The 23,588-nt window shown below is 72.0% G+C and carries 20 protein-coding genes; 9 read left to right on the top strand and 11 right to left on the bottom strand.

Translation table 11 applies throughout. The features are described from left to right. Positions 1-65: 65 nt before the first annotated feature. Together ACN26Z_RS07280 and ACN26Z_RS07275 are read right to left on the bottom strand one after the other, a co-directional pair. On the bottom strand, positions 66-767 hold the full coding sequence (locus tag ACN26Z_RS07280; protein ID WP_282239855.1) for a response regulator: 702 nt from the start codon (positions 765-767) through the stop codon (positions 66-68). Next, positions 743-1,987, bottom strand: coding sequence for a sensor histidine kinase (locus ACN26Z_RS07275; protein ID WP_421460362.1), 1,245 nt, complete (start codon positions 1,985-1,987; stop codon positions 743-745). Before ACN26Z_RS07275 ends, ACN26Z_RS07280 begins: the two co-directional genes overlap by 25 nt. 132 nt (positions 1,988-2,119) lie before the next feature. Here ACN26Z_RS07275 and ACN26Z_RS07270 point away from each other — a divergent pair, with 132 nt between their 5' ends. The 3 genes from ACN26Z_RS07270 to ACN26Z_RS07260 are packed head-to-tail and all read left to right on the top strand — an operon-like array spanning position 2,120 to position 4,535. After that, positions 2,120-3,049: an ABC transporter ATP-binding protein gene (locus ACN26Z_RS07270; protein WP_282239857.1), complete on the top strand. Its 930-nt coding sequence runs from the start codon at positions 2,120-2,122 to the stop codon at positions 3,047-3,049. Further along, a complete protein-coding gene (locus tag ACN26Z_RS07265) occupies positions 3,046-3,837 on the top strand; it encodes an ABC transporter permease (protein ID WP_282239858.1) in 792 nt (263 codons plus the stop codon). The genes ACN26Z_RS07270 and ACN26Z_RS07265 overlap by 4 nt, the downstream gene beginning before the upstream one ends. Then, positions 3,834-4,535 carry a YqeB family protein gene (locus ACN26Z_RS07260; RefSeq protein ID WP_421460359.1) on the top strand — a complete coding sequence of 234 codons (702 nt, stop codon included), beginning with the start codon at positions 3,834-3,836 and terminating at the stop codon, positions 4,533-4,535. Before ACN26Z_RS07265 ends, ACN26Z_RS07260 begins: the two co-directional genes overlap by 4 nt. Before the next feature lie 53 nt (positions 4,536-4,588). Here ACN26Z_RS07260 and ACN26Z_RS07255 read toward each other — a convergent pair whose 3' ends face one another. Continuing rightward, positions 4,589-6,061 carry a serine hydrolase domain-containing protein gene (locus ACN26Z_RS07255; protein WP_421460356.1) on the bottom strand — a complete coding sequence of 491 codons (1,473 nt, stop codon included), beginning with the start codon at positions 6,059-6,061 and terminating at the stop codon, positions 4,589-4,591. 111 nt (positions 6,062-6,172) lie between these two features. Next, positions 6,173-6,676: an ArsR/SmtB family transcription factor gene (locus ACN26Z_RS07250; RefSeq protein WP_282239861.1), complete on the bottom strand. Its 504-nt coding sequence runs from the start codon at positions 6,674-6,676 to the stop codon at positions 6,173-6,175. A 100-nt stretch (positions 6,677-6,776) separates the two neighbouring features. Here ACN26Z_RS07250 and ACN26Z_RS07245 point away from each other — a divergent pair, with 100 nt between their 5' ends. Beyond that, a complete protein-coding gene (locus ACN26Z_RS07245; RefSeq protein WP_203997659.1) occupies positions 6,777-7,709 on the top strand; it encodes a ParA family protein in 933 nt (310 codons plus the stop codon). Between the two features lie 76 nt (positions 7,710-7,785). After that, complete coding sequence (locus tag ACN26Z_RS07240) at positions 7,786-8,013, top strand: Rho termination factor N-terminal domain-containing protein (RefSeq protein ID WP_396886153.1); 228 nt, start codon at positions 7,786-7,788, stop codon at positions 8,011-8,013. Between the two features lie 11 nt (positions 8,014-8,024). Here ACN26Z_RS07240 and ACN26Z_RS07235 read toward each other — a convergent pair whose 3' ends face one another. Beyond that, the gene (locus ACN26Z_RS07235) at positions 8,025-11,204 is read right to left on the bottom strand and encodes an NACHT domain-containing protein (RefSeq protein ID WP_421460351.1); all 3,180 of its coding nucleotides are present in this window, start codon (positions 11,202-11,204) and stop codon (positions 8,025-8,027) included. A 195-nt stretch (positions 11,205-11,399) separates the two neighbouring features. On the opposite strand from ACN26Z_RS07235, the gene ACN26Z_RS07230 reads away from it, so the two are divergent. The 3 genes from ACN26Z_RS07230 (at position 11,400) to ACN26Z_RS07220 (ending at position 14,532) form a co-directional block, all read left to right on the top strand. Beyond that, positions 11,400-12,386 carry an aldo/keto reductase gene (locus tag ACN26Z_RS07230; RefSeq protein WP_421460348.1) on the top strand — a complete coding sequence of 329 codons (987 nt, stop codon included), beginning with the start codon at positions 11,400-11,402 and terminating at the stop codon, positions 12,384-12,386. Between the two features lie 275 nt (positions 12,387-12,661). Further along, on the top strand, positions 12,662-13,678 hold the full coding sequence (locus ACN26Z_RS07225) for an ATP-binding cassette domain-containing protein (protein ID WP_093401955.1): 1,017 nt from the start codon (positions 12,662-12,664) through the stop codon (positions 13,676-13,678). After that, positions 13,675-14,532: an ABC transporter permease gene (locus ACN26Z_RS07220; protein WP_282239865.1), complete on the top strand. Its 858-nt coding sequence runs from the start codon at positions 13,675-13,677 to the stop codon at positions 14,530-14,532. Before ACN26Z_RS07225 ends, ACN26Z_RS07220 begins: the two co-directional genes overlap by 4 nt. A gap of 96 nt (positions 14,533-14,628) precedes the next feature. Here ACN26Z_RS07220 and ACN26Z_RS07215 read toward each other — a convergent pair whose 3' ends face one another. The 6 genes from ACN26Z_RS07215 to ACN26Z_RS07190 all read right to left on the bottom strand — a co-directional run bounded on the left by ACN26Z_RS07215 (position 14,629) and on the right by ACN26Z_RS07190 (position 22,954). Then, positions 14,629-17,970, bottom strand: coding sequence for an ATP-binding protein (locus ACN26Z_RS07215; RefSeq protein ID WP_421460345.1), 3,342 nt, complete (start codon positions 17,968-17,970; stop codon positions 14,629-14,631). A gap of 47 nt (positions 17,971-18,017) precedes the next feature. Next, positions 18,018-18,425 carry a hypothetical protein gene (locus ACN26Z_RS07210; protein WP_421460343.1) on the bottom strand — a complete coding sequence of 136 codons (408 nt, stop codon included), beginning with the start codon at positions 18,423-18,425 and terminating at the stop codon, positions 18,018-18,020. After that, positions 18,422-18,682 (bottom strand): hypothetical protein, encoded by a 261-nt coding sequence (locus ACN26Z_RS07205; RefSeq protein WP_093401959.1) that lies wholly within the window; start codon positions 18,680-18,682, stop codon positions 18,422-18,424. The genes ACN26Z_RS07210 and ACN26Z_RS07205 overlap by 4 nt, the downstream gene beginning before the upstream one ends. 19 nt (positions 18,683-18,701) lie before the next feature. After that, complete coding sequence (locus ACN26Z_RS07200) at positions 18,702-19,364, bottom strand: hypothetical protein (RefSeq protein WP_421460341.1); 663 nt, start codon at positions 19,362-19,364, stop codon at positions 18,702-18,704. A 145-nt stretch (positions 19,365-19,509) separates the two neighbouring features. Next, positions 19,510-20,925, bottom strand: coding sequence for an AAA domain-containing protein (locus ACN26Z_RS07195; protein ID WP_421460339.1), 1,416 nt, complete (start codon positions 20,923-20,925; stop codon positions 19,510-19,512). Between the two features lie 406 nt (positions 20,926-21,331). Continuing rightward, complete coding sequence (locus ACN26Z_RS07190; protein ID WP_282239869.1) at positions 21,332-22,954, bottom strand: DHA2 family efflux MFS transporter permease subunit; 1,623 nt, start codon at positions 22,952-22,954, stop codon at positions 21,332-21,334. Between the two features lie 295 nt (positions 22,955-23,249). On the opposite strand from ACN26Z_RS07190, the gene ACN26Z_RS07185 reads away from it, so the two are divergent. Beyond that, a complete protein-coding gene (locus ACN26Z_RS07185) occupies positions 23,250-23,528 on the top strand; it encodes a GYD domain-containing protein (protein ID WP_421464553.1) in 279 nt (92 codons plus the stop codon). Positions 23,529-23,588: the final 60 nt, after the last annotated feature.

Genomic DNA, 23,588 nt, shown 5'->3' with positions numbered 1-23,588 from the left:
TGCGCTTGAGCACCGCACCTCGGGCAGTGGTACGGCCACCGGAGCGGGATGGTTCAAAACCGGTTTCAGACCAGCCCGGCGTCGTGTACGAGCAGGGCCACCTGCACCCGGTTGTTGAGTCCGAGGCGGGTCAGCAGCCGGGAGACGTACGCCTTGACGGTGGCCACGCTCATGAACAGCTCGGCGGCGATCTCGGCGTTGGTGCGCCCCCGGCCGAGCGCCACGGCGACGGCGCGTTCCCGCTCGGTCAGGCCCCCGATCAGCCGCGCGGCGCGGTCCCGCCGTGGGTCTGCCGCCGGTCCGGCCGTGACGTGCTCGATGAGGGTCCGGGTGACCGTCGGCGACAGGGTCGCCTCGCCGGCCGCCACCCGGCGCACCGCCCGCACGATCTCCACCGGTGGCGTGTCCTTCAGCAGGAACCCGCCGGCACCGGCCCGCAGCGCCCGCAGCACGTGCTCGTCGGCGTCGAACGTGGTCAGCACGAGCACCTCCGGCGGGTGGGGCAGCCCGCGCAGCGCCTCGGTGGCGGCCAGCCCGTCCAGCCTGGGCATCCGGATGTCCATCAGCACCACGTCCGGCCGGCACGCGGCGACGGCGCGGACGACCTCGCTTCCGTCGGCCGCCTCGCCGACCACCTTCAGGTCGGGCGTACCGCCGAGGATCATCGACAGACCGGCGCGTACCAGCGCGTCATCGTCCACGATCAGGATCCGAACCGGGCGCTCCTCGCCCGCCGGGTCGGTCATGGCGCCGGCCACGGCAACCACGCGGCCAACCGGAAGTCACCCTGGTCGTCGCAACCGTGCTCCAACCTCCCACCGGCGAGACTGACCCGCTCGGCGATGCCGACCAGGCCGGTGCCGGTGCCGGGGATGGCCGTCCCGGGCGACTCACCCACCGGCCTGCGGTTACGGATCTCCACGCGCAGCCCGTCACCGGGCGCTCCGTTGAGGCCGACGGTGACGGCGGCACCGTGGGCGTGCTTGCGGGCGTTGGTCAACCCCTCCTGCACGATGCGGTAGACGCTGCGCCCCACGGCCACCGGCAGCCGGTCCGGCGCGGCGACCCGATCCCGCAGGTCGACACGGGTTCCGGCGGCCCGGGACTCGGCGATCAGGGCGGGTAGATCGTCGAGAGTCGGCTGGGGGCGTTCCGGGTCGTCGGGCAGCGAGGTCTCGGCCCGCAGCACGCCGATCACCTCGCGCAGGTCCTGAAGGGCGGCGTGCGCGCTGTCCCGGATCACCCCGGCTGCCCGGGCCACCTCCGATGCGGGCGCGTCGGGGCGGAACTCCAACGCCCCGGCGTGCAGGCTGAGCAGTGAGATCCGGTGGGCGAGCACGTCGTGCATCTCCCGGGCGATGCGGGTGCGCTCCAACTGCCGCGCCTGGGTGACCCGCAGCTGCTGCTCGGCCTCGGCCCGCTCGGCGCGCTCGCGCAACGACAGCACCAGTTGCCGGCGCGCCCGCACGAACATCCCCCAGGCCAGCACCAGCAGGGTGATCACCACGCCCCAGATGGTGTCTATCCAGTACGGGCTGCCGGAATTGGGACGCAGCAGGGCGAAGAAGAAGTTGGTGAAGAGCCCGGCTCCGGTGACGGCCAGGGCGACCGCCGTCCGACGGTGCACCACCACCGTGAAGTAGATGATCAACAGGGCGATGCTGGAGGCGACGGAGAACATCGCCAACGGCAGCGTCGCCAGGGCCACCCCCACCGGCCAGCGACGCCGCAGCCAGAGCGCCGCCGCGCAGAGCTGGCCGAAGAGGGCGTCGGCCACGATCATCCAGTCGTAAGGCAGCCGGTCGGCGAAGGTCGGGTTCGGGGAGGCGGCGTCGAAGGTGGCCAGCACCACCCAGGCCAGGGAGACCAGGAACGCGAGGCTGTCGACAAGCCAGTCGCGGGGGGTCCGCCGCGGTCGGCTGCCCACCCCAGGGCCCAGCGCCCCGGGCAGCAGACCCGGGTGATCGAGTACGACGGCGCTGGTCACAGGCGCAATGGTAGGCAGCCGGTCGGGCACCGGACCAGCTACCAAAGTCGAGACCTGAGCATCGACCTTGGTCTGCGCGGGGCAGACCGATGGCCGCTGCGGATGGCCGGCCGGCTCGGACAGGCTCACCGCATGATCGCCGTACACCAGCTCACCAAACGGTACGGGCGGCACACCGCCGTCGAGGACGTGTCGTTCCACTGCGAACCGGGCACCGTCACCGGTTTCCTGGGCCCCAACGGGGCCGGCAAGTCCACCACCATGCGCATGATCTGCGGACTCACCCCGCCGACCGCCGGCACCGCCACCGTCGACGGTCGGCCGTACCGGCAGCTGCCCAACCCGGGCCGGACGGTCGGGGTGTTGCTGGACGCCTCCGCCCAGCACGCCGGGCGGACCGGCCGGGAGGCACTGGCCGTGGCGGCGGCGACGATGGGCGTCGACCGACGCCGGGTCGGCGAGCTGCTCGACCGGGTGGGGCTGGGCCCGACGGCCGCCCGACGGCGGGTGCGGGCGTACTCGCTGGGTATGCGTCAGCGGCTCGGCCTGGCGCACGCGCTGCTGGGTGACCCCCGGGTGCTGATCCTGGACGAGCCGGCCAACGGCCTGGACCCGGAAGGCATCTTCTGGATGCGCGGCCTGCTCCGGGACTTCGCCGACCGGGGCGGCACCGTGCTGCTCTCCTCCCACCTGCTGCGCGAGGTGGAGGCGGTCGCGGACCGGCTGGTGGTTATCGGGGGCGGCCGGATCGTGGCCCAGGGCGACAAGGACGAGTTGCTGGCCGGCGACGGCGCGGTCGTGCGGGCCCGCGACGGTGCGGCGTTGCGGGCCGCGATGGACCGGGCCGGCCTGACGGTCAGTGAGGGCTCCGACGGGCTGCTGGTAGGTGCCGACACCGAGGCCGTCGGGCAGGTCGCCCTGGCCGCCGGGGTGGCCCTCACCGAGCTGCGTCCGGCCGGCGGCGGTCTGGAGCAGTTGTTCCTCACCCTGACCGCCACCGCACCCGGCCCGGTCGTGCCCGCCACCACCATCGCCGAACCGACCGGGGAGGTCGTCCGATGACCACCGTCACCACCGCGCCCGAGACCGCCGCCGCGGACCACCGCCGGGTCGAGCACCGACCGTCGCTGGTCCGGCTGACCGTCGTGGAGCTGCGCAAACTCGTCGACACCCGGGCGGGTCGCTGGCTGCTGATCACCATCGGCCTGGTCAGCGCCGTCATCGTCACCCTCCAACTGGTGTACGCGCCGGACGACGAGCAGACCTTCGCCAACTTCTTCACCCCGTCGCTGGTGCCGGTGGGCTTCCTGCTGCCGGTGCTGGGCATCCTGTCGATCACCAGCGAGTGGTCCCAGCGCACCGCGTTGACCACCTTCGCGCTGGTGCCCCGGCGGGAACGGGTGATCGCGGCGAAGCTCGTCGCGGTGGTGCTGGCCGCGCTGGCGTCGGTGCTGACCAGTCTCGCGGTGGCCGCCGTCGGCACGCTTGTCTCCTCGGCGACCGGCGGTGCGGGAAGCTGGCAGTTCGACCGGATGCTGCTCCTGCACGCCGCCGTGTTCCAGGTGGCCACCACGCTGATCGGGGCCGGCTTCGGGCTGCTGCTGCTGCACAGCCCGCTGGCCATCGTGGTCTACCTGGTGCTGCCGATCGTGTGGTCCGTCCTGGGCGGGCTGGTCCGGCCGCTGCACCGCGTCGCGGGTTGGCTGGACACCAACCTGACGATGGAGCCGCTGTTCACCGCCGAGGTTACCGCTGGACAATGGCAACGACTCGCGGTGTCGCTGTTGGTGTGGCTGGTCGTGCCGCTGGTTGCCGGGCTGGTCCGGACCATGCGGCGGGAGGTGACGTGAGGGCGTACGGGACGCCGACCGTGGTCAGCGGTGGCATCACCGAACTGGTCGTGCTCTGGGGCGGGATCCCGCTGGTCGGCGGCGTGCTCGGTGGGTTGCTGGTGGCCGGGGCGGGTTGGGTGGCCGACCTGCCCTGGGCTCCGGTGCAGGGCCTGTTCCGAGCGGTCGACGGCCTGCCCGACCGGTACGCACTACCCGGTGGGGTGGGTGTCGGCATCCTGGTCGGGTTGGTGATCGCCGCCGTCGGCACCGCCGAGCGGGTACGGGTGACCGTGTCCGGCGCCGAGGTGCGGCTGCGTCAGGGCAGCTCCGAACGGGAGATCGACCGGCGGGACACCCGGGTGGTCTACCTGGACGGCAAGAACCTGGTGCTGCTCGACGCCGACGACGCCGAGCTGGCCCGGCAGTCGAGTGACCTGCCGGCCAAGCAACTGGCCGAAGCCTTCCGGGAGCACGGCTGGCCATGGGCGGAGGCGGATCCGCACCGCGAGGCGTACCGGCTCTGGGTGCCCGACCTGCCCGGCTTGCCGGCGGGCGCGGAGGCGCTGCTGCGGGCCCGCCGGGAGGCGCTGGAACACGATCGGGGCGGCGAGGCCAAGGAGCTGCGCGCCGAGTTGTCCCGCTACGGCGTGGTGGTCCGCGACGACGGAAAACGGCAGCGCTTCCGGCTGACCCGCTCGGCCCGGCCGCCCGCCTGACCCGACGCCGGGCCGTCGGCGGCGCGGTCGAGCGGCCGGGACCGGCCAGGCGCTCAGGCGAGCAGGGCGGCGGTAAGTGTCGTGGCGACGGCCAGTGAGCCGGCCGTCGCCACCACCCGCAGCCAGGGCCGGGGTGCGCCGTTGACCGGCAGGTGCCGCCAGCGGTACGCGGCCAGGGCCAGCCCGGCGCCGGAGGCCGCCAGACCGAGTGGCCAGAGCCAGCCGGGCACGGCCGACCAGTCACCGAGCTGGTGACCCAGAGCCGGGTAGACCAGCGCCCAGACGGCGCCCGACAGCACGGTCAGCCGGTCCGACGCGGTGCGTAGCGCGGTGCCGAGCAGCGACAGGCCACCGATGAAGGTGAACAGCACCGCGATTCCGATGCCGATCAGGGCGGGCCGCCCCGGTGAGGCGTCGCCGGCCTGCTCGCGGGGAACATCTAGCAGCCGCAGACCGATGGGCTCGACACCCCGGTCGGTGTTGCCGAGCACCACCACGCCCCGACCGGTGGCCCGGTCGAAGCCGACGTACGAGTGGAAGCCGCTGGTGGCCCCGTTGTGCCAGGTGATCTCGCGGTCGCCGTAGCGGGTGGTGAACCAGCCGTACCCGATGCGGCGGCGCTCGGTGTCGTCGAAGCGCGGGTCGCGGGCGTCGGCGCCGGGCGCGGTGCCGGCGGCGGTGGCCGCGACGAGCCGGGCGAGATCCTCCACCGTGGACCAGTAGCCGATGCCGGCGGCGGCGTATCCGGCGCCGGTCCACGGGTCGGGGGTGCGACCACTGCCGGTCGCGCCCTCGGCCCGCTCGGCGGGCAGCGCGTCCGAGCCGGTGACCTGGGTGGTCGCGGTCATGCCCAGCGGGGTCAGCAGTTCCCGGTCGAGCAGTTCGGGATAGCCGAGGCCGGCGTCGGCCGCGAGAGCCTGGCCGAGCACCGCCATGCCGAGATTGGAGTAGCTGACCTCGCCCCGGCCGTCGCCGGGTGTCTGGTCGTTCGCCGCGGCGCGGACCCGGTCGACGTCCTGGCCGGCGTACGGGTTGCCGGCCGCGAAGTTCGCCCAGAACAGGCGCGCCCAGTCGGTGACCGAGCTGAGCACGACCCGGGGCAGCCCGGAACGGTGGCTGGCCAGTTCGGCCAGGGTCACCTCGCGCGCGGCACCGGTGACCGCCGGCCAGGTCGCGCCGAGGGTGTCGTCGGGGCGTACGGCCCCGACGCCGGCCTGGTGGGCCAGCAGCATGCCGGTGAGCACCTTGGGCACCGATCCGATCTCGAACGGGGTGTCCGACTCGACCGGGTTGCCGGCGCGGTCGCGGTCGCCGAGGCCGGCGGTGCGGATTTGACCGTCGTCGATCAGGGCGACGGCGAGCCCACGGTAGCCGCCGGGGTCGTCCACGGCGGCCCGGGTGGCGGCGGCGAGGTCGGCGTCGCCGGTGGTCTGTTCGGTCAGCCGGGGCTCGCGGGGCATGACGCCGAGCCCGGCCAGGCCGGCGACCACCCCGGCGACGAGAGCGATGACTGTCTTCTTGCCCATGACGTGCTCCTTTCCGTACCTGACGGAACGGGGAGTGGGCCGTGCTGGTGCCCCGATCCGGCTGGGCGACGGCTCGCTGCGGTCGGCGGGCGAGTGGTGGCGGAGGTGCGGTCAACGACCGGCGGCGGTGAGGATCGCCAGCAACGGCACCACCCGCTCGGCGGGGACGGCGTACCGGCCCCGGCCGGCGCTGCGCAGCCAGCCGGCGGCGGTGAGCTGGCGCAGGTGGTGGTGCAGCTGGCCGGTTGTGCCGAGATCCTCGATCCCGGCCAGCTCGGCGGTGCCCTGCCGGCCGCCGAGGATCTCCCGCAACAGGCGCAGGCGTACCGGGTGGGCGAGGGCGGACAGTACGGCCGGCAGGTCGGCCCAGTCGTCGGCCAGCAGGTCCTCGACCCCCCGGCCGTACTGCCAGTCGTAGTGCTGCCCGCCGAGGCGGACGGCGCCGGTGTAGAGCACGGCGCCGGCGTTGTCGGCGGGCAGTCGCTGCTTGAGCCCGTCGAGCGCCCAGAAGACCCCCTCCGGGGGCGGCGTCGGCCGGTCCACGCCGCCGAACCGCTCCACCAGCCCGGCGACCTGCGCCTCCAGCGCCGCCAATCGCTCCTGCACACTCGCCATACTTCGATAGTACGAACTTACGTATTTACGTGCAAGCGGAGGATGATCGACTTTCCGCCGGACGGCCCGCTACCGTCAGTCGTCTTGGGGAGGTACGTCGATGTACGTCGTGTCCGTGATCAACTACAAGGGTGGGGTCGGCAAGACCACGGTGACCGCCAACCTCGGTGCCGAACTGGCCAACCGGGGGATGAAGGTGCTGCTCATCGACCTCGACCCGCAGGCAAGTCTGACCTTCGGCTTCTACGACCCGGACGACTGGCGGGAGCGGCTGCGCGACAGCCGGACCGTGAAGCGGTGGTACGACGGCCTGCGCGAGGGCAGTCCGTCGGTCACGCTCGGTGAGCTTGTGGTGTCGCCCGGCGCGGCGAACGCCCGGCTCACCGGCACCGGCCGGCTCGATCTGATCGCGTCACATCTGCAACTCGTGGACATCGACCTGGCTCTGGCCCGCAGCGTCGCCGGTGGCGAGGAGTACGACGCCGAACTGTTCCGGGTCCGTGGTTCGCTCGCCGAGGGGCTGCTCGCCGACGGGCTCGACCCGTACGACATGGTGCTCATCGACTGCCCGCCGAACTTCAACGTGGTCACCCAGTCGGCCATCATCGCCAGCGACCACCTGGTCATTCCGGCCCGGGCCGACTACCTGTCCACCCTCGGCATCGACTACCTGTACGGCAACGTGCGGGAACTGGTCGAGCAGTACAACGCCGACGCCCGCCGGTTCGCGACCGTACGCCGGCACCAGAAGGTCGCCCCCGGCGTGGCCGGCGTGGTCTTCACGATGATCCAGTTGCTGTCGCAGCAGCCCATCGCCACCCACCAGAGCTACATGGACCAGGTCCGCAACCTGGGCCTGCCGGTCTTTCCCACCGCCCTGCGGGAGAACGTCACGCTCTACGCGACGAACACCCCACGCGGCGTGCCGGTGGTGCTGCGCGACCGCGTCACGGTCCCCGCCGTACGCGACGAACTGCGCCGCCTGGCCACCGAGTTCCTCGACCATCTCCAGCCGGACCGGCAACCGGCATGAGCGAGCGCCAGCGAGCGAATCATCAACTCTGCGCCTTGGTGCCTCATGGCGGTCCGCAGCGCAGCGGAGGGCCGGCATGACCAGCCGGGGCGTGACCGACGCCGTCGAGCGGTTGGCGACGATGACCAGCCGCGCCGACGGCACCGCGTACCTCTCCCCCTGGCCGCTCCGCGACCTGCGCGACCTGGCCACGGAGCTGGGATTGCGCGGCGTCGGCGGGCTACGCAAGGCGGACCTGGTCGAGCGGCTGGTCGAGCACACCATCGGCTACCGCCTCACCTCCACCGCGCTGCGCCGCCGCTGACCCGGGACGGCTCATCCGCCGGTCCTCACCGCCTGCCGCGCTCGATCACTGCCACCGGTGGCCTGACGGCCGATCACGGTCTGTTCGGCGGTACGGGCCGTCGGCGCCCGGTCGAGCAGGGCCCGGTACGGGTTACGCAACGCTCGTTCACGCAGACCGGTCCAGCGCACCAGCAGGGCGATCGCGCCCACCAGCGCTACACCCAACACCACGGTGGGGACGACGCCAAGCCAACCGGCCACGGTGGCGAACGCGACAGGCGCTCCCGCGACCGCCAACCCGACCAGCCCACCCAGCCCGGCGATGCCCGGTATCCAAAGGCGGTCGTTGTCAGCCGACATGACCAATGCGGCCACGAAGGCCACCACCACGACTGCTGCGAAGAGCACCACGATCGCTGCCACAGCCGCCGGCCCCCAGGCCCACCAGCCGATGAGCGTGCCTACCGACCGGGTGATCGCGATGCCGACCAGGGCCACTCCGGCGAGCGCCCCAAGCGTGACGGCGACGTTGCGCAGAAAGACCAGCACCGTCGGCTTTTCGGGCCGCGCATTCAGCGTCCGCCAGTCGCGCAGGTCGGCTTCCAGCGTAGCGGTGTTCCACAGTCGACAGGCAAGCTCCGTCAGTACCGGCGTCGGCAGGCTGGTCAGCAACGCCGCCCGCCAGCCGGACATCCGATACGCCAGCGCCCGCACCGCGATGTCACGCGCAGTGCCGGGCTCCCGCCGGGCCACCAGGTCGAGCATGTCACGGATCTCATACGTACCAAGGGCACCGGAGAGCAGCCGCTTGTAACCGATGTTGTGCGCCGTGCGGCTCAGTTCCTCGCTCAGCTCCTTCGGCAGCTTGCCGGAATCGAACGCATCGCCCAGCGCGACGAGGCTGATCGCGAGTCGCACGTCGACGGTGCCGAGGTCGCTAGGCGGGTCGTCGGTCGAGTCGAGGATCAGCCATCCGAGGCGACCCATCGTCCGGGCCATCGGGGTCCCCGGCTCGAAGGGGGCCCACAGCCAGTCGTGCCACTCCGCCCCCGGCCCCCGCCCCGGAAGTGGTTCGGTCAACCGGGCCGCCGCGGCCGCCACGAACGCGGCGATCGCGGACGATGGGTCGGACGCCCGGATTTCGTTTTCCACGTCGGGTGCACTCACCAGCACGGCCAGCCGCCACGCCGCCCGTACGGCGACCTTCCGGTCTCTCGCCCACAACTGTTCCGCCAGGGCCGCGGCAGCGGCGGGAGTGCCGATCGCGGCCAGGTCGTCCACGGCTGCCACGGAGCCGGTGCCGGCCCGGGCGGCCAGCGTCGGGATGGCCAGCTCACCGGTGGACCGCAACGCGGTACGGGCCGCCGGTACCCGTACCGCCATCTCACTGAGCAGCTCGATCGCCTCTCGGCGGCGGGATTCGGCGAGGACCATCACGGCGTCCTCGGCCACCGGGCCGCCGGAGCGCGCCTGGTGCCGCAGGTCCTCGAAGAGTTGGTGGCCGAACGGCCCCGGATTGCCGGCCACCGCGCCGAGCGCCGCCAACACCAGATGCTTGTCGGCGACCGGGGTGCCGAGCAGCCGAACATGGCTGTCCACGATGGTCGAGGCGAGGCTCTCGTCGATCTGCCGCGCCTCGGCGACGCACTCCAGGGCGAGCAGCCTGTCCCGGTCGTCACCGGCGAAGATCTGCCGGACCACGCCGGAGGCGTCGCGGTTGGCCCCGGCGCACCAGAGCTTCACCGTCTCCCGCCACCGGCCCGGGTTCTCACGGTAGAGCCCGAGCAGCCGATCGGGATCGTCCGCGAGTTCCACCGCCGCCAGGTACTCCTGCAAGGTCAGGTGGGCGAACTCGTAGAGCAGGTTGTTGTCGTCGATGCGGATCAACAGCCCGCTGCGCTCCACGATCTCGTCGACCATCGGCGGCAGGTGCTCCTCGGCCAGGCGGAACCGGGGCAGGATGCGGGCGAGTTCGGCGTACACCTCCGCCTCGCCGATCACCCGGCGGTCGGTGCCCTGGGACCGGCCACCCTGCGCGGCCAGCGCGATCGCCCGTAACGCCATGAGCTTGTGGCCGGCCTGGTAGCGGGCCAGGTTGCGGTGCCGACCGAGATCCCGGTCCCGGCGGAGCAGGTGCTCGACGGCCTGTTGGTAGAACTCCGCCCGCGAGTTGGTCAACATCGGGCCGGCACCGGCGTCGGCCTCGTACAACGTGGTGATCATCGTGAGCATCAGCGGGCTGCGGGCCAGCCGCATCACCGTCGGGCTGGACCGCAGTTCCGCCATGAGTTGCTCCACGACGTGTCGGGAGTCGACCAACGCCTCATCCCGACGGCGCCCGGACGCGTGGGGCTCCTCACCCATGTCCCAGCCCCGATTGAACCAGAGTCGCAGGAAGCGCCGGATCCCGGCGTCGTCGAAGCCGGCCACCCGGATCTCCCGGTCGAAGACCGGCCGCAGGTCACCGTCGTACACCGCGTCGCGGCAGGTGACCACGACCTGTGTCGTCGGATGGCGCTCGGCGAACTCCTTGATGTCCTCGGCGACCGCGCCGCGCCGCTCGGTGACCACCTCGTCGAGCCCGTCGAGAAACACACAGAGCCGGCCACTGACCAACGCCACCTCGACGACCTGCTCCGCGTCGGCGACGAGCGGACGGGCGCGGCGATGCCGGCGGCGGCTCCCCGGTTCGTCATCGAGCCGGCCGAGGGCCTCCGCGATCAGTTGCCGGATCGTGCGTCCGTCCCGATTGGACCGGGCCAGCTCCACCAGCACCGGTACCCGCTCGAACCGTTCGGGCTCCGTGGCCCACCGCACCATCGAGTGTCGCAGCAGCATCGACTTGCCCGCCCCCGCCGCACCGAGGATCACGGTCCGTCGGCGGCCCTGGACGTCGCGGTAGACGTCGACCCGCCGGCCGTCCTGTTCGTACTCCAACGGCACGTACACCTCGTCCAGCGTGACCGAGACGTCGCGGAGGAAGCCGAGTTCCATCCGGTTGTAGGTGCGGGCGACCCAGGCGCGGTAGCGCTGCCACTCGTCCGCCCGGATGCCGCGTCGCCGCCCGGCGACGAGGCCCCACAGCCGGGCCAGCAGGGCTTTGATCCAGTCGGCGAAGAACTGTTGAAGCACTGCGACGAGCACCGCCAACAGGAAGACCCCAATTGCCGCGTACTCCAAGCCGAATGGCAGGCCCGGCAGCTGTGGCACAGGGCGGCTCCTCTACTCAGCGACATCGGACAGGAACACACCGTATGGGTGGCGCTGGCGGTGCGCACCGGGCTCAGGTGCCACCGTCGATGGACCTTCGGCCAAGCGGACAGGGTCAAGGGGTTGACCTCGAGTGCGCTCGAAGACGCAGGCTGGTGCCGCGTCCACCGGTTCGGGCGCACGAGAGGAGTTTCCATGCGGTACCGCACCATCGGCAGCGACCCGCGTGCCCGGCGCGAGGTCAGCGTGCTCAGCCTCGGGGCGATGCTGTTCGGCACGAAGACCGACGAGGCCACCGCCTACGCGATCCTCGACCGGTTCGTCGAGGCCGGCGGCACCTTCATCGACACATCGGACAACTACGCGTTCTGGATGACCGGCGGGCAGGGTGGTGAGAGCGAGGAGCTGCTCGGTCGGTGGCGGCGCAGCCGGGGCATCGGCGACGAGATCGTCATCGCCACGAAGCTCGGCGCCCGGCCGCTGGCCCCCGGCACCAGCTACCTGGACAACCCGGAAGGGTTATCGGCCAAGGTGATCCGGGAGTCCGCCGAGCGCAGCCGGGAACGTCTCGGCATGGACCGGCTGGACCTGCTCTACGCCCACATCGAGGACCACAAGGTGCCGCTGCGGGAAACCGTGGAGGGCTTCGCCGAGCTGGTCGCCGAGGGCACCGTGGGGCTGCTCGGCGCGAGCAACCACCGGACCTGGCGGGTGGAGCGAGCCCGGGCACTGGCCGCCGCAGCCGGTCTGCCCGGGTACGAGGTGCTCCAGTACCACCGCAGCTACCTGCCGGCTCGGCTGGACGGGCCGACCGACCTCGACCCCGACGGCAACGTGGGCGCCGTCGGCGGCGAGCTGCTCAGCTACCTGCGGGCCGAGCCCGGCATGACCCTGGTGTCGTACGGGTCGCTGCTGTGGGGCGCCTACGTCCGCGACGACAAGCCGTTGGGGCCGGAGTACGACCTGCCGAGCGCGCCGGTGCGGCTGGCCGCGCTGCGCGAGGTGGCGGAGCAGACCGGCGCGACGGTCAACCAGGTGGTGCTGGCCTGGCTGATCGACGGTGAGATCCCGACCATCCCGCTGGTGGGAGTCTCCTCGGTGGCGCAGCTGGACGAGAGCCTCGCCGCCGTGGACCTGGAACTGACGCCCGAGCAACGGCACCGGCTCGACACCGCCTGGTAACGGGGGCCGGCAGCGCGACGGGTCGCACTGCTGGTGGGTGGTACGCGTACCGGTGCCGTGGGCGTCGAGCCGGCCGCCGCTAGATCTGATCTAGCGGCGGCCGTTCGCTGTCTCGCGCCTCTGGGGTGAGCCGACCACTCCCGGCGGCCGGCATCGTTGTAGCTGGCGGGCGGCCACGGAACGGAGCATTCTGTCGTACCCGTGGGGTGTGGTGGGTCGCCGGGTCGCGGCGGCCCGGCTCATCGGCGTGACGAATGGAAGGAAACTTCGCAATCATGAGTAGACGCACCACCGGTCTCGCCATCGAGGCCGAGGGTCTGACCCGGTCGTTCGGCGAGACCCGCGCGCTCGCCGGCATCGACCTCCAGGTTCCGGCCGGCGCCGTGTACGGACTGCTCGGCCCGAACGGGGCCGGCAAGACCACCGCAGTACGCGTGCTGGCCACCCTGTTGCGCCCGGACGGCGGGCAGGCCCGGGTGTTCGGTCACGACGTGGTCGCCGAGGCCGACGCGGTACGTGCCCGAGTCAGCCTGACCGGCCAGTACGCCTCGGTGGACGAGGACCTGACCGGCACGGAGAATCTCATCCTGCTGGGCCGGCTGCTCGGCCTGCCCAAGTCCGCCGCCCGGCAACGGGCGGAGCAGTTGCTCACCGCGTTCGGGTTGACCGAGGCGGCCGGTCGGCAGGTGAAGAAGTACTCGGGCGGCATGCGGCGACGCATCGACATCGCGGCGAGCATCCTCAACACCCCCGATCTGCTCTTCCTCGACGAGCCGACGACCGGGTTGGATCCCCGCAGCCGCAACCAGGTGTGGGAGATCGTCCGGGCGGTGGTCGCGCACGGCACGACCGTGCTGCTGACCACGCAGTACCTCGACGAGGCCGACAAACTGGCCAGCCGGATCGCGGTGGTCGACCACGGCCGGGTGATCGCGGAGGGCACCCCGGGCGAGTTGAAGTCGTCGGTCGGTTCCGGCACGGTTCACCTGCGGCTGCGCAACGCCGACCAGCGCCCCGAGGCCGAACGGCTGTTGCAGGCGACGCTCAGCGTGCCGGTCCAGTTGGAGGCCGACCCGGTGGCCATCACCGCCCGCGTCGGCGGTGACGGCAGCGAACTGGACGCCAGCTCGCAGGCTGCCCGGGCACTGAGCGAGTTGTCCCGGGCCGGGATCGTGGTCGATGACTTCTCCCTCGGCCAGCCGAGCCTGGACGAGGTCTTCCTGGCCCTGACCGACCACCCCGCCGTGCCGGCCACCGACGAGCGGGACGACGAACTGGAGGCAGCCCGATGAGCAGCGACACCGCCACCTCGACCGGCCGGGCGCCGACGGTCTTCGTACCCTCCTCCGAGGCGCTCGCGACGGTCCTCGCACCGGGCGCGCGACCGCCCCGGCCGAGCCCGCTGTCGGCGTCGCTCACCTTCAGCTGGCGCGCCCTGCTGAAGATCAAGCACGTGCCGGAGCAACTGTTCGACGTGACCGCGTTCCCGATCATCATGGTGCTGATGTTCACGTACCTGTTCGGTGGCGCGCTCGCCGACAGTCCCCGTGACTACCTGCAGTTCTTCCTGCCGGGCATCATGGTGACGAGCGTCGTGATGATCACCATGTACACCGGGGTCGGGTTGAACACCGACATCGAGAAGGGCGTCTTCGACCGGTTCCGGACACTGCCGGTCTGGCGACCCGCCGCGCTGGTCGGCATGATCGTCGGCGACGTGCTGCGCTACGTCCTCGCCGCGCTGGTGATCCTCAGCGTCGGGTTGGTGCTCGGCTTCCGCCCCGACGGTGGCGTGCTCGGCGTCCTCGCCGGGATCGGCCTGCTGGTGGTCTTCTCCTTCGCGTTCTCCTGGGTGTGGACGTTCTTCGGGCTGATCCTGCGCAGCGAGAAGTCGGTGATGGGGGTCAGCATGATGGTGCTGTTCCCGCTGACGTTCCTGAGCAACGTCTTCGTCGACCCGTCCACCATGCCCGGCTGGCTCCAGGCGTTCGTCAAGGCCAACCCGATCACGCACCTGGTCTCGTCGGTACGCGCGGCCATGGCCGGCACCACCGACGCCTCGGCGATGATGTGGATCGTCCTCTGGAGCGCCGCCTTCATCGCGGTCTTCGGCACCCTGACCATGTACCGCTACAACCGCCGCTAACCCACCCACCCCTACCGACCTCTTTGATCATGAGGTCAGCGGCGCTCATGGAGCGAATTCGCCGCTGACCTCATGATCAACCCCTTGGAAAGCGGGTTAGAGGTGCCAGGGGACAGGGTTGGGTGGGAGGTAGCGGCAGGCGGTGCCGGTGGAGACCGTGGCCCGCAGGTGGGTGGCGAGGGGTGGGTGCCGCTGGTCGAGCCGCCGCAGGGTGTCACGGATGCGGGCGGTGACCGTCTTGCGGGCACGTTCCGCCTCGTCACCGAGCCGACGGGTACGACCGGCCAGCCCGGCGGCGGCCCGCAACTGGTCGATCAACGCCTGCCGCTCAGTGTCCAGCGCCGCCACCCTGCGCTCGTCGCCACGCCCGGCGGCCAGATCGATCTCGTCGTCGAGCCGTGCCAGGTGGCGCCGGTAGCGGTTCTTCGCTTCGTCGTCGAGCACCTGATCGCCGCCCATCCGGCGGGCGACGACGAGTTCCGGCCCGGCGGCCGGGTCGAGCAGTTCGACCGCGGGCACGTCGACGCCCGGGCGGCCGAGCAGCAGTCGCAGGTCGTGCAGCCCCTTGGCGTCGGGTAGATGAACCGTGCCGCCGTCGAAGGTGAGCCGCCAGACGGCTCCGTCGCGCCGGAACTCGTACGCCGGTCCCACCGCACCGTTGCCGGCCGCCCCGGCTGACACCGAACCGGCCGCCGCAGAGCCCGCCGCCGCCGAACCGGCCGCCGGGCTCGTCTCGGCGGACCGTTCGGATTCCTCGGCGGCTGGCCGGACCGGCGCGGCGGCGAGTCGGGCCAGGATCTGTGGCATGTCGAGCTCGCGGGCCTCGCGCTCGGCCTCGGCGCGCAGAGCGGCGGCGCTCGTCGCGTCACCCGGGCCACCACGGGCGGCCAGGGAGTCAGCGAGCGCGGCCCGGGCGATCAGCGACCAGGGGCGGGCGCCCATCCGGTCGGCGGCGGCGCGGGCGGCGGAGAAACCGGCGACGGCGTCGTCCCAGCGCTGCTCGGCGACGTCGACCACAGCGAGCCAGTGATCGACCGGCCCGCTGAGGTCGCAGCCGTACAACGAGACGAGCCATTGGCCCCGGTACGGCAGCAGGTCCGCACGGATCCCGGCACAGCGGCTCGGATCGGCGACCGTGGCCTGGGCGCGCAACCGCAACCACATCGGCGAGATCGACCCGGCGATCCGGGTGCCCGAGGCTTCGAGTTCCGCGGTGAGGTCGGCCGCCATCTGATGGTCACCGCGCTCGGCAGCCGTGATCGCCCGCAGCAGGCCGAGATGCGGATGATCGATCGCGGCGAGCCCGTCGAGCAGTGCGTCGGCGTCGTCGAGCCGGCCCCGCAGCAATTGCAACGCCCAGCGCAGATGGTGGCCGAGGAAGGCATGGTCGGCGTGCTCCCAGTCGTCCAGCGCACCGAGCTCGGCGTAGCAGGTCTCCGCACCGGCGAAGTCGCCGCGGAAGGCGCCGATGATGCCGCCGTCGATGGCCGCCGCTATCTGATGGCGCGGCTTTCCGGTCTGTCGTCCACCGCTGACGAAGGCGGTGAGTTCGTCGAGATAGCGCGGGTCTCCGAGTTCCAGCAACGCCACCCAGCGCAGCGAGGTGGACCACAGCTCGGTTTCCCGGTCGCCGCTGCGACGCGCGACGTCGCGGATCTCGCCGGTGAGGGCGGCCCGGTCGGCGGCGGTGCCCAACCCCCAGGTGGAGTCGTGTCGCACCCACAGGCTGAAGGTGAGCGCCTCGTCGTCCCGCGTCGATCTGGCGAGCGTCTCGGTGGCGGTGATCAGGTCTGCTTCGAGGACGGCCGGCCCGGCGCTGTCGTCTGGCTCCCCGATCAGCCGCCGGTACGCCTCACGTAGCAGCGCCTCGCCGTCGGTGCCGGGTACCGGCTCGAGTTCCCAGTGGCGACGCACGTTGAGCGCGAATCGGGCCAGCACCGCCGGGTCGTCGACCGTGAGGGCCAGCGCGGCGGCCTCGCTGAGCAGGTGGCGTGCCTCCTCCCGCGCGCCGCAGTGGAAGAGCTGGTCGGTCAACGTCGTCACGATCTTGAACTTCTGGAGTTTGTCCCGGACCACCTCCAGCGCCCGCCGGAGGTGGACTGTCGACTCCTCCAGCGCCAGCCGGCACCTGGCGTCCCGCGCCGCGTCGAGCAGCAACTCGGTGACGCGGAACGCGTCCAGGTGCGCGCCGGCCAGCCATGCGTGGCGGGCGACATCCGCAGGGATCAGCAACCGGCCCAGCGTGTCGTGCTCGTCCACGGCCCGCACCACGGCGGCGTGCCGCGCTCTGCGGTCGTCCTCGGTCAGCGCGTCGTAGAGCGTCTCGCGGACCAAATCGTGCACGAAGGCGTAGCGGCCGTCGCCCAGGCCGAGCAGCAGTCGCGCGGTGACCGCGACCTCCAGCAACTCACCGACCCGGGTCGGCGGCAAACCGACACTGGCCGCGAGGACCTCACCGTGGAACTCCCGGCCCAGCACGGCGGCGACGGTGAGCGCGTCGGCCACCATGGCGGGCAGGTGGTCCAGCCGCCGCCGCACCACCTCCCGTACGCCGGGAGGGATGGTGGCCAGCCCGCCGTCGGCATGCCAGAGCCGGGCGGTCTGCTCCACGAAGAAGGGGTTGCCACCGGTGCGTCGGTGCACGTCGTCGACGCAGCTCGCGTCGGGCGCCCGGCCGGCGGTGCGGGTCATCAACTCGCCGACCTCGTCCCGGGTCAGGCCGGTGAGACTGATCGTGGTGGCCTTGGCCACCAGCGACATCAGCAGCGGCCGGAGCGGATGGTCGGCAGCCTCCACCTCGGCGTCACGGTAGGTGCCGACGAGCAGCAACCGCTCGAACCAGGTGTGCTGCGCGGCGAACCGCAGCAGCCGCATCGACGCCGAATCGGCCCAGTGCAGGTCGTCGAGGATCACCATGACCGGCCGGCGCTGCGAAACGGCGACCAGCGCGGTGGTGACCGCGTCGTAGAGGGCGAACGCCTCCTGCTCCGCCGCGTCGCCCTTGTCGGTGACGCGGACCGACGACAAAGAGTTCGCCTCGTCGTGAGCGATGTCCGGCATCGGAGAGCCCGCCGCGCTGCGGGCGGCCCCCGGCAGGAGAGAGCTCGCCTCACCGAGCAGCAGGGCGAGCGCCGGCTCGGCGGATTCCCGAGCCAGCGCCCAGTCCTCCGGCGACCGGCGCAGCCGGCGCAACACCTGTGCCCAGGGCCAGTAGCCGGGAGCGCTCGCCGAATCCCAGCAGGCGCCGCCGAGCACCAGTGCACCCTGTCGACGGGCCTCGTCGGCGGCGGCGGTCACCAGGGTCGTCTTGCCGATGCCGGGCTCCCCGGCAACCAGCGCCAGCCCGCCGTGGCTGGCGGTGGCCCGGTCGACCTCGGCCCGCAACAGACCGGCCGGATGATCCCGCCCGATCATGAATCCGCCCGCCTGCACGCCCATGGCAACCGACGGTAGCCGACCGGACCGACACCCCGGGGCGTCGCGGCTCAGCGGGCGTCGGTGACCACGTGAGCGCAGGCGGCGCAGGCCGCCGGCCCCTGTTCGGCGAACCAGCGGCAGGTCCGCCGGATGGCGCAGCGGGGCAGTTCCACCTCCGGTTCGCCGACGGTCTGCGCGTACGACGCGACGAGGCGTTCGCCGAGCCCACAGTGATCCCCGGTCCAGAAGCCGCACTGGCTGGTGACGCAGGGACCGGCGAGCCGGTAGCGGGTCTCCACCGGGGCGTCGGCCTCCGCCGCTGCGGCGACGGCCACCTCTGCCGGCAGGGCCGGGGTCACGTACGCGACCCGGCCCGCCGGAGTGATCATGCCGAGGAAGACCGTGGCGTTGCCCGCGGGCGTACTCGGGCACATCCGCTCCCCCGACGGGGCCGGTCCCTGCGGCGGTCGGGTCACTTCTGCAACCAGAAGCCGATGTCGTTGATCTTCTCGCCGAGGTCCTGCGCGAACGGACCGTCGATCACCCACAGGCCGTACCACTCGGGCCGCAGCCGCAGGTTGGCGTGGCCGAGGGCGAGCGGATTGCTGAGCTTGGTACCGGCGACCGAGAGCGCGGCCAGGCCGGCCTTCTGGATCTCACCGGCGATCTGGCTCTGCTGCTCGGATGTGAGGTCGACGCCGTCGACCACGAAGCGGAACTCGTGGCGTGCCATGGTGTTTCCTCCGGTTCGTTCAGTAGGTGTCGGTACGTAGCCCGCGCCGCAGTGCCGCCCGGGTGAAGGCCGCCCAGCCGGAACGGGAGGCGGCGTCGAGACAGCCCACCTGGTGACGCCAGGTGGCGGCACCGGCGGTACGCACGCCCCACAGCTCGCGGCACGCCGCGACCGCGAAGGCGACCTGCTCGGGTGAGCCGGTGAACCCGGCCGCAGCGTCGACCACGCGCAGCCCACCGTCGGCGGCGACGGTCACCTGGCCGAAGTGGTGGTGCAGGCTGGCCAGGGTGCCCAGGTGCGCGCGGTCGGCTCGGCCGGCGAGGAACGCGTCGAGTGGCCGATCCTCCACCACCACCCGGACGGCACGCAGGGTGAACGTCGCCCCGGCGGCATCGGCCACGCCGACCACCTCGACGGGGACGCTCCAGCGACGCGGTGAGTTCGCCGACCAGAACGCCAGCCAGGCGCCCAGCCGCTCGTGCAGGTCCGGTTGCAGGGCCGCCGGTGCGGCCAGTCGTGCGGTGGCGATCCCGTCGCGGATGACCGCCGATGCTGCCGCGTTGACCGGGACGGCCGCCGCGGCGGGTGAGGTGACGACGGTTGCGGTGACGGCTGCGGCCGAGGCGACCGCGGTGCCGGCGAGCAGCCCGCGCCGGGACAACGAAACAGATGGGGATGACATGGTCCGCCTTTCTCCGACGGCCTAGGCATCCCACGCTATAGACGGCGACAGATCATCTGAATTGCCGTTGTATCGGGACACCGACACGAATCCCGGTGATCGACGACGGCGTGAATCCGTTCATCCTGCATGCCGTCGCCGCTTGTCAATCCGGCGGCTGGGGCATCGCGGCGAGGTGGGCGAGGATGGCCTGGTTGGCCTCCCATCCGTCGGGGAACCGGACCGGCACATCCAGTTGCGGCGCCTCGGTCGAGGGGTGGGCGTCCAGCAGTTCGCCGATTCCGGCGCGGGCCACCACCAGGCAGGCGTGCCGGTGCCGGGAGGTGAGCACGCAGAGCCGCCCCGATTCCAGGTGGAAGGCGGTCGCGTCGCGTCGGCCGGAGAGCGGGTGCAACACGATCGTCACGTCGTACTCCCGGCCCTGGAGGCGGTTGGCGGTGTCGACGGTGACGTCCGCACCGGCCTCGCCGAGCCGCGCCCGGATGGCCGCGACCTGGTCACGGTGGGCGGCGCCGACGGCGATCCGGTCCGCGGTGACCGGCGCGCCACCGGGCGCCTGCTCGGAGACCGCGACCGCCCCGCGCCGCAGCACCCGCAACGCGAGCGCGGCGCACGCGGCGGCAGCTTCCCCGTCGGTACGCAGGGTGTGCCGGGCCGGCAGCTCGTACAGCGCCCAGCCGGTGGCGGCGGCCGACTCCACCGCCATGTCGACGGCGTCTCCCGACCCGGGCTCGGTGAGGTGCAGGGCCCGGTCGTCCGGGCCGGTGCCGGAACGGAAGCCGGTGAACGGGTAGAACGCGCGGGACACGACCGGTGCCGCCGAGGCGGGCAGCCGCCAGGAGACCGGCAGCCGGTGCACCGGCAGGTGCGGGTTGTGCCGCAGCAGCACCGCCACCGCCGACTGCATCGGATCCCAGGTCAACCCCGCCCAGCGGCCACTTTCCACAGTGGAGAACGGATCGAGCTGCCCCGGATCACCGACGAACAGGGCCCGCTCGAACCTGCCGGCCACGCGCAGCAGGGCGTCCGAGCGCATCTGGTACGCCTCGTCCACGATCGCCCACGGCCAGCAGCCCTCGGTGACAGTTGCCCACTTGGCAGCCGTACCGACCACCACGGCCGACGCGGCCAGGTCGCCGACCTTCGCGGCAACCCGGACCTGCGCATGTGCCCGTACCCGGGGCGACGCCCGGTAGTCACCCGCCGAGAGCCGCCCGAGGCGCAGTTGCGGCGCCTTGCTGGCGAGCCGGTCGATCAGGTCATCGACCTGCTCGTTCGTCTGCGCAATGATCATCAGCGGCTCGCCACGGCGCAGCGCGTCACCGCTTGGAGCGGCGCTACCCGGCCCACCGCCGCCCCGATCGGTGTCGCCCGACCAGCTGGCGGCCAACTCGATGGCGGCCCGTACCACCAGAGTCGACTTGCCGGCCCCCGGCGGCGAGTCGACCACCACCCCCCGGTGCTCGCCCGACCGCAGGTCGGCCAACACGGCGGTGATCACCCGCTCGGCCTGGATCGCCGGCGGCACCGCCAGCCCCGGCGTCAACCCGATCTTCCCCACCGGCCGCACCCTACCGCCAGCTGCCCTGTCCCGCGCTCACCCTGCCGCCCCGGCGGCAGTCAGCCCAGCGCCCGGCGGCAGCCCACGGGTTGCGGCATCTCGGGGTCTCCGGCCGCCCGGAAGGCCCAACATGCCGCAAGCCGCGAGGGCCGACGCCGAGCGCCGTCCCACCCGGAGACCACGCGCCGTCCCGCCCGCCCCGACGCCAAGCGCCGCGAGCCCGCCCGAACGCCAAGCGCCGCGAGCCCGCACCGACGCCAAGCGCCGCGAGCGATATGCGGCATGTCGGGGCTTCCCACGGCCCGGAAGACCCGACATGCCGCAAGCTGGCGGCCAAGCTGCGGGCCGGCAACGCCGAAGCGGAGCCAACCCGAGCGGGCTGGCTCCGCGAGACGGGCGGCGCGGGTCAGTGGACGATGACCGGGATCTTCGGCTGATCGCCCGGCTGCTCCCCAGGCTGGTCCCCGGGCTGGTCGTCGAGCAGGTGGGACCGTTCCCGCCGCCTGGGCAGGAACGCGGCCGGGATGAACGTCGCCGCCACCAGGGCGAACGCTACCCAGAAGGTGGTGGCGAAGGAGTTGGCGGCGAAGTCCAGCCCACGCTCGACGAGTGACGGGTCGGGAAGCTGCTGCGCCAGCTCCGGCCGTTGCTGGGCGGCGATCGCCAAGCCGGCCTCGGTGACCGGGTTGCCGTTCTCGTCGGTGAGGCCGGGGATCTGCCGGGAGCCGTTCAGCTCGTTGGTGAGGATCACCGACATCACCGCGGCGCCGACGGAACCGCCGATCTGCTGGAGGATGTTCACAAGCGTGGACCCTCGTGCCACCTCGTGCCCGGTCAGCGTCTTCAGCGCCGACGTCATCACCGGCATCATCGTGCCGCCCATACCCAGGCCCATCACGAACAGCGAGCCGCAGAGGAGCACGTAGGAGGTGTCCGCGTCGAGCTGGGTGAAGGTGAAGAAACCGGCGAGGATGAGCAGCAGCGCGAACGGCACCGTCCGGCCGACCGGCACCTTGTCGGCGAGCATGCCGGCGATCGGCATGGTGACCATGGCGCCGATGCCCTGCGGGGCCATCAGCAGGCCGGCGTGCAGGGTCGACTCACCGCGTACCTGGAGGAAATAGCTCGGGAACAGCAGGCCGGCGCCCATGAAGGCGATGATGAAGACGAACATGGTCAACGCCGCGACGGTCAGCCTGCGGTTACGGAACAGCCGCAGGTCGAGCAGCGGGTGCCGGGGCTTGAACGAGTAGACGACGAACGCCACCACCAGTGCGGCACCGACCAGCATCGGCCCCCACACCTCGGCGTCGGCGAAGGTCCCGGCCTCGGGCAACGTGGAGACGCCGTACAGGAAGAGGGCGAGACCCGGCGAGAGCATCAGCATGCCGAGGAAGTCGAACGACTCGGAGGGCTGCGGGCTGTCCTTCGGCAGGGCCAGCTGGGCGTACACCAGCGCGACGATGCCGATCGGCAGGTTGATCAGGAAGATCCAGTGCCAGCTCGCCACGTCGATGAGCCAGCCGCCCAGGATCGGGCCGCCGATCGGGCCGAGCAGCATCGGGATGCCGAGCACCGCCATCAGCCGGCCGATCCGGTTCGGGCCGGCCGCCCGCGTCATGATCGCCATGCCGATCGGCATGAGCATGCCGCCGCCGAGACCCTGCAGGACCCGGTACGTGATCAACTCGCCGATCGTGTCGGCGGTGGCGCAGAGGCCCGAGCCGATGGTGAACAGCGCCAGGGCCATCATGTAGAGGCGCTTGGTGCCGAACCGGTCCGCGGCCCATCCGCTGAGCGGGATGACAGTGGCCAGCGCGAGCGTGTAGCCGGTCATCGTCCAGGCGACGCGGGCGTACGAAGCGTCGAACTCGCTCTGGAACGTCGGCAGGGCGACGCTGACCACCGTCACGTCGAGGATCGACATGAGCGCACCGAGCACGACGACGCCGGCCACCTTGAGTACCGCAGCGTCGAGCTTGTCCGAGGTCGGGACAGGCTGCGGTGCCGCGACGGATTGCTGTGTCACGAAGTCTCCTGTTGTCGGAACTGTCCGAAGGGACGAGCGGTGGTGGCCGACGTGGCGCCACTGGCCAGCGCGACGGCGGTGGTGAAGCCCGCACGGCACAGTAGCCCCCGCCCACGACACTTCGCCGCCCGTTTAGCGACCAGCAGAGCGTTCTGTGAGCACGGCCACGCTGATCTTGTGCCGCGAGGCGTGACCGGGCGGAAAGCGGGTAGGCGCGACCGGGTCGGGCGGAGGCGGGGAAGGTGGTGCCAGCGTGGCGAAGTTCCTGGTCACAGCGATCTACACGGTTCCGGGAATGGCCGGGCTGGCCAAGGAAGGCGGTACGGCGCGGGCCGAGGTGATCGAGGCGCTGATCGAGAACGCCGGCGGGCAGGTGGAGGCGGTGTACTACGCGTTCGGCCAGTTCGACCTGTACGTGCTCTGCGAGGTGCCGGACAACGTCACCGCCGCCGCGCTCGGCATCGCCGTGCGGGCGGCAGGCGGCGTCGACGCCCGGATCGTGCCGCTGCTCACCACGGCGGAGATCGACGCCGCCGTCCGGCTACCCGTCACCTACCAGCCGCCGGCTGCGTGACAAGGGGGTCGGGCGGCAGGACGCGAGCTGCCACCCGACATGCGGCATCTCGCGGCTTCC

This window comes from Verrucosispora sp. WMMD703 (genome assembly GCF_049178935.1).
In the GTDB taxonomy this organism is placed as follows: Bacteria; Actinomycetota; Actinomycetes; order Mycobacteriales; family Micromonosporaceae; genus Micromonospora; species Micromonospora sediminimaris.
Note: the sequence above shows the minus strand (reverse complement) of the source record. Positions and strands in the feature narration are given on the sequence as shown.

Excerpts from the sequence above, each read along its gene's own strand:
- ACN26Z_RS07270 (WP_282239857.1), top strand. The coding sequence starts at position 2,120 with ATGATCGCCGTACACCAGCTCACCAAACGGTACGGGCGGCACACCGCC.
- ACN26Z_RS07265 (WP_282239858.1), top strand. The coding sequence starts at position 3,046 with ATGACCACCGTCACCACCGCGCCCGAGACCGCCGCCGCGGACCACCGC.
- ACN26Z_RS07255 (WP_421460356.1), bottom strand. The coding sequence starts at position 6,061 with ATGGGCAAGAAGACAGTCATCGCTCTCGTCGCCGGGGTGGTCGCCGGC.
- ACN26Z_RS07250 (WP_282239861.1), bottom strand. The coding sequence starts at position 6,676 with ATGGCGAGTGTGCAGGAGCGATTGGCGGCGCTGGAGGCGCAGGTCGCC.
- ACN26Z_RS07245 (WP_203997659.1), top strand. The coding sequence starts at position 6,777 with ATGTACGTCGTGTCCGTGATCAACTACAAGGGTGGGGTCGGCAAGACC.
- ACN26Z_RS07240 (WP_396886153.1), top strand. The coding sequence starts at position 7,786 with ATGACCAGCCGGGGCGTGACCGACGCCGTCGAGCGGTTGGCGACGATG.
- ACN26Z_RS07230 (WP_421460348.1), top strand. The coding sequence starts at position 11,400 with ATGCGGTACCGCACCATCGGCAGCGACCCGCGTGCCCGGCGCGAGGTC.
- ACN26Z_RS07225 (WP_093401955.1), top strand. The coding sequence starts at position 12,662 with ATGAGTAGACGCACCACCGGTCTCGCCATCGAGGCCGAGGGTCTGACC.
- ACN26Z_RS07220 (WP_282239865.1), top strand. The coding sequence starts at position 13,675 with ATGAGCAGCGACACCGCCACCTCGACCGGCCGGGCGCCGACGGTCTTC.
- ACN26Z_RS07215 (WP_421460345.1), bottom strand. The coding sequence starts at position 17,970 with ATGGGCGTGCAGGCGGGCGGATTCATGATCGGGCGGGATCATCCGGCC.
- ACN26Z_RS07205 (WP_093401959.1), bottom strand. The coding sequence starts at position 18,682 with ATGGCACGCCACGAGTTCCGCTTCGTGGTCGACGGCGTCGACCTCACA.
- ACN26Z_RS07200 (WP_421460341.1), bottom strand. The coding sequence starts at position 19,364 with ATGTCATCCCCATCTGTTTCGTTGTCCCGGCGCGGGCTGCTCGCCGGC.
- ACN26Z_RS07185 (WP_421464553.1), top strand. The coding sequence starts at position 23,250 with ATGGCCGGGCTGGCCAAGGAAGGCGGTACGGCGCGGGCCGAGGTGATC.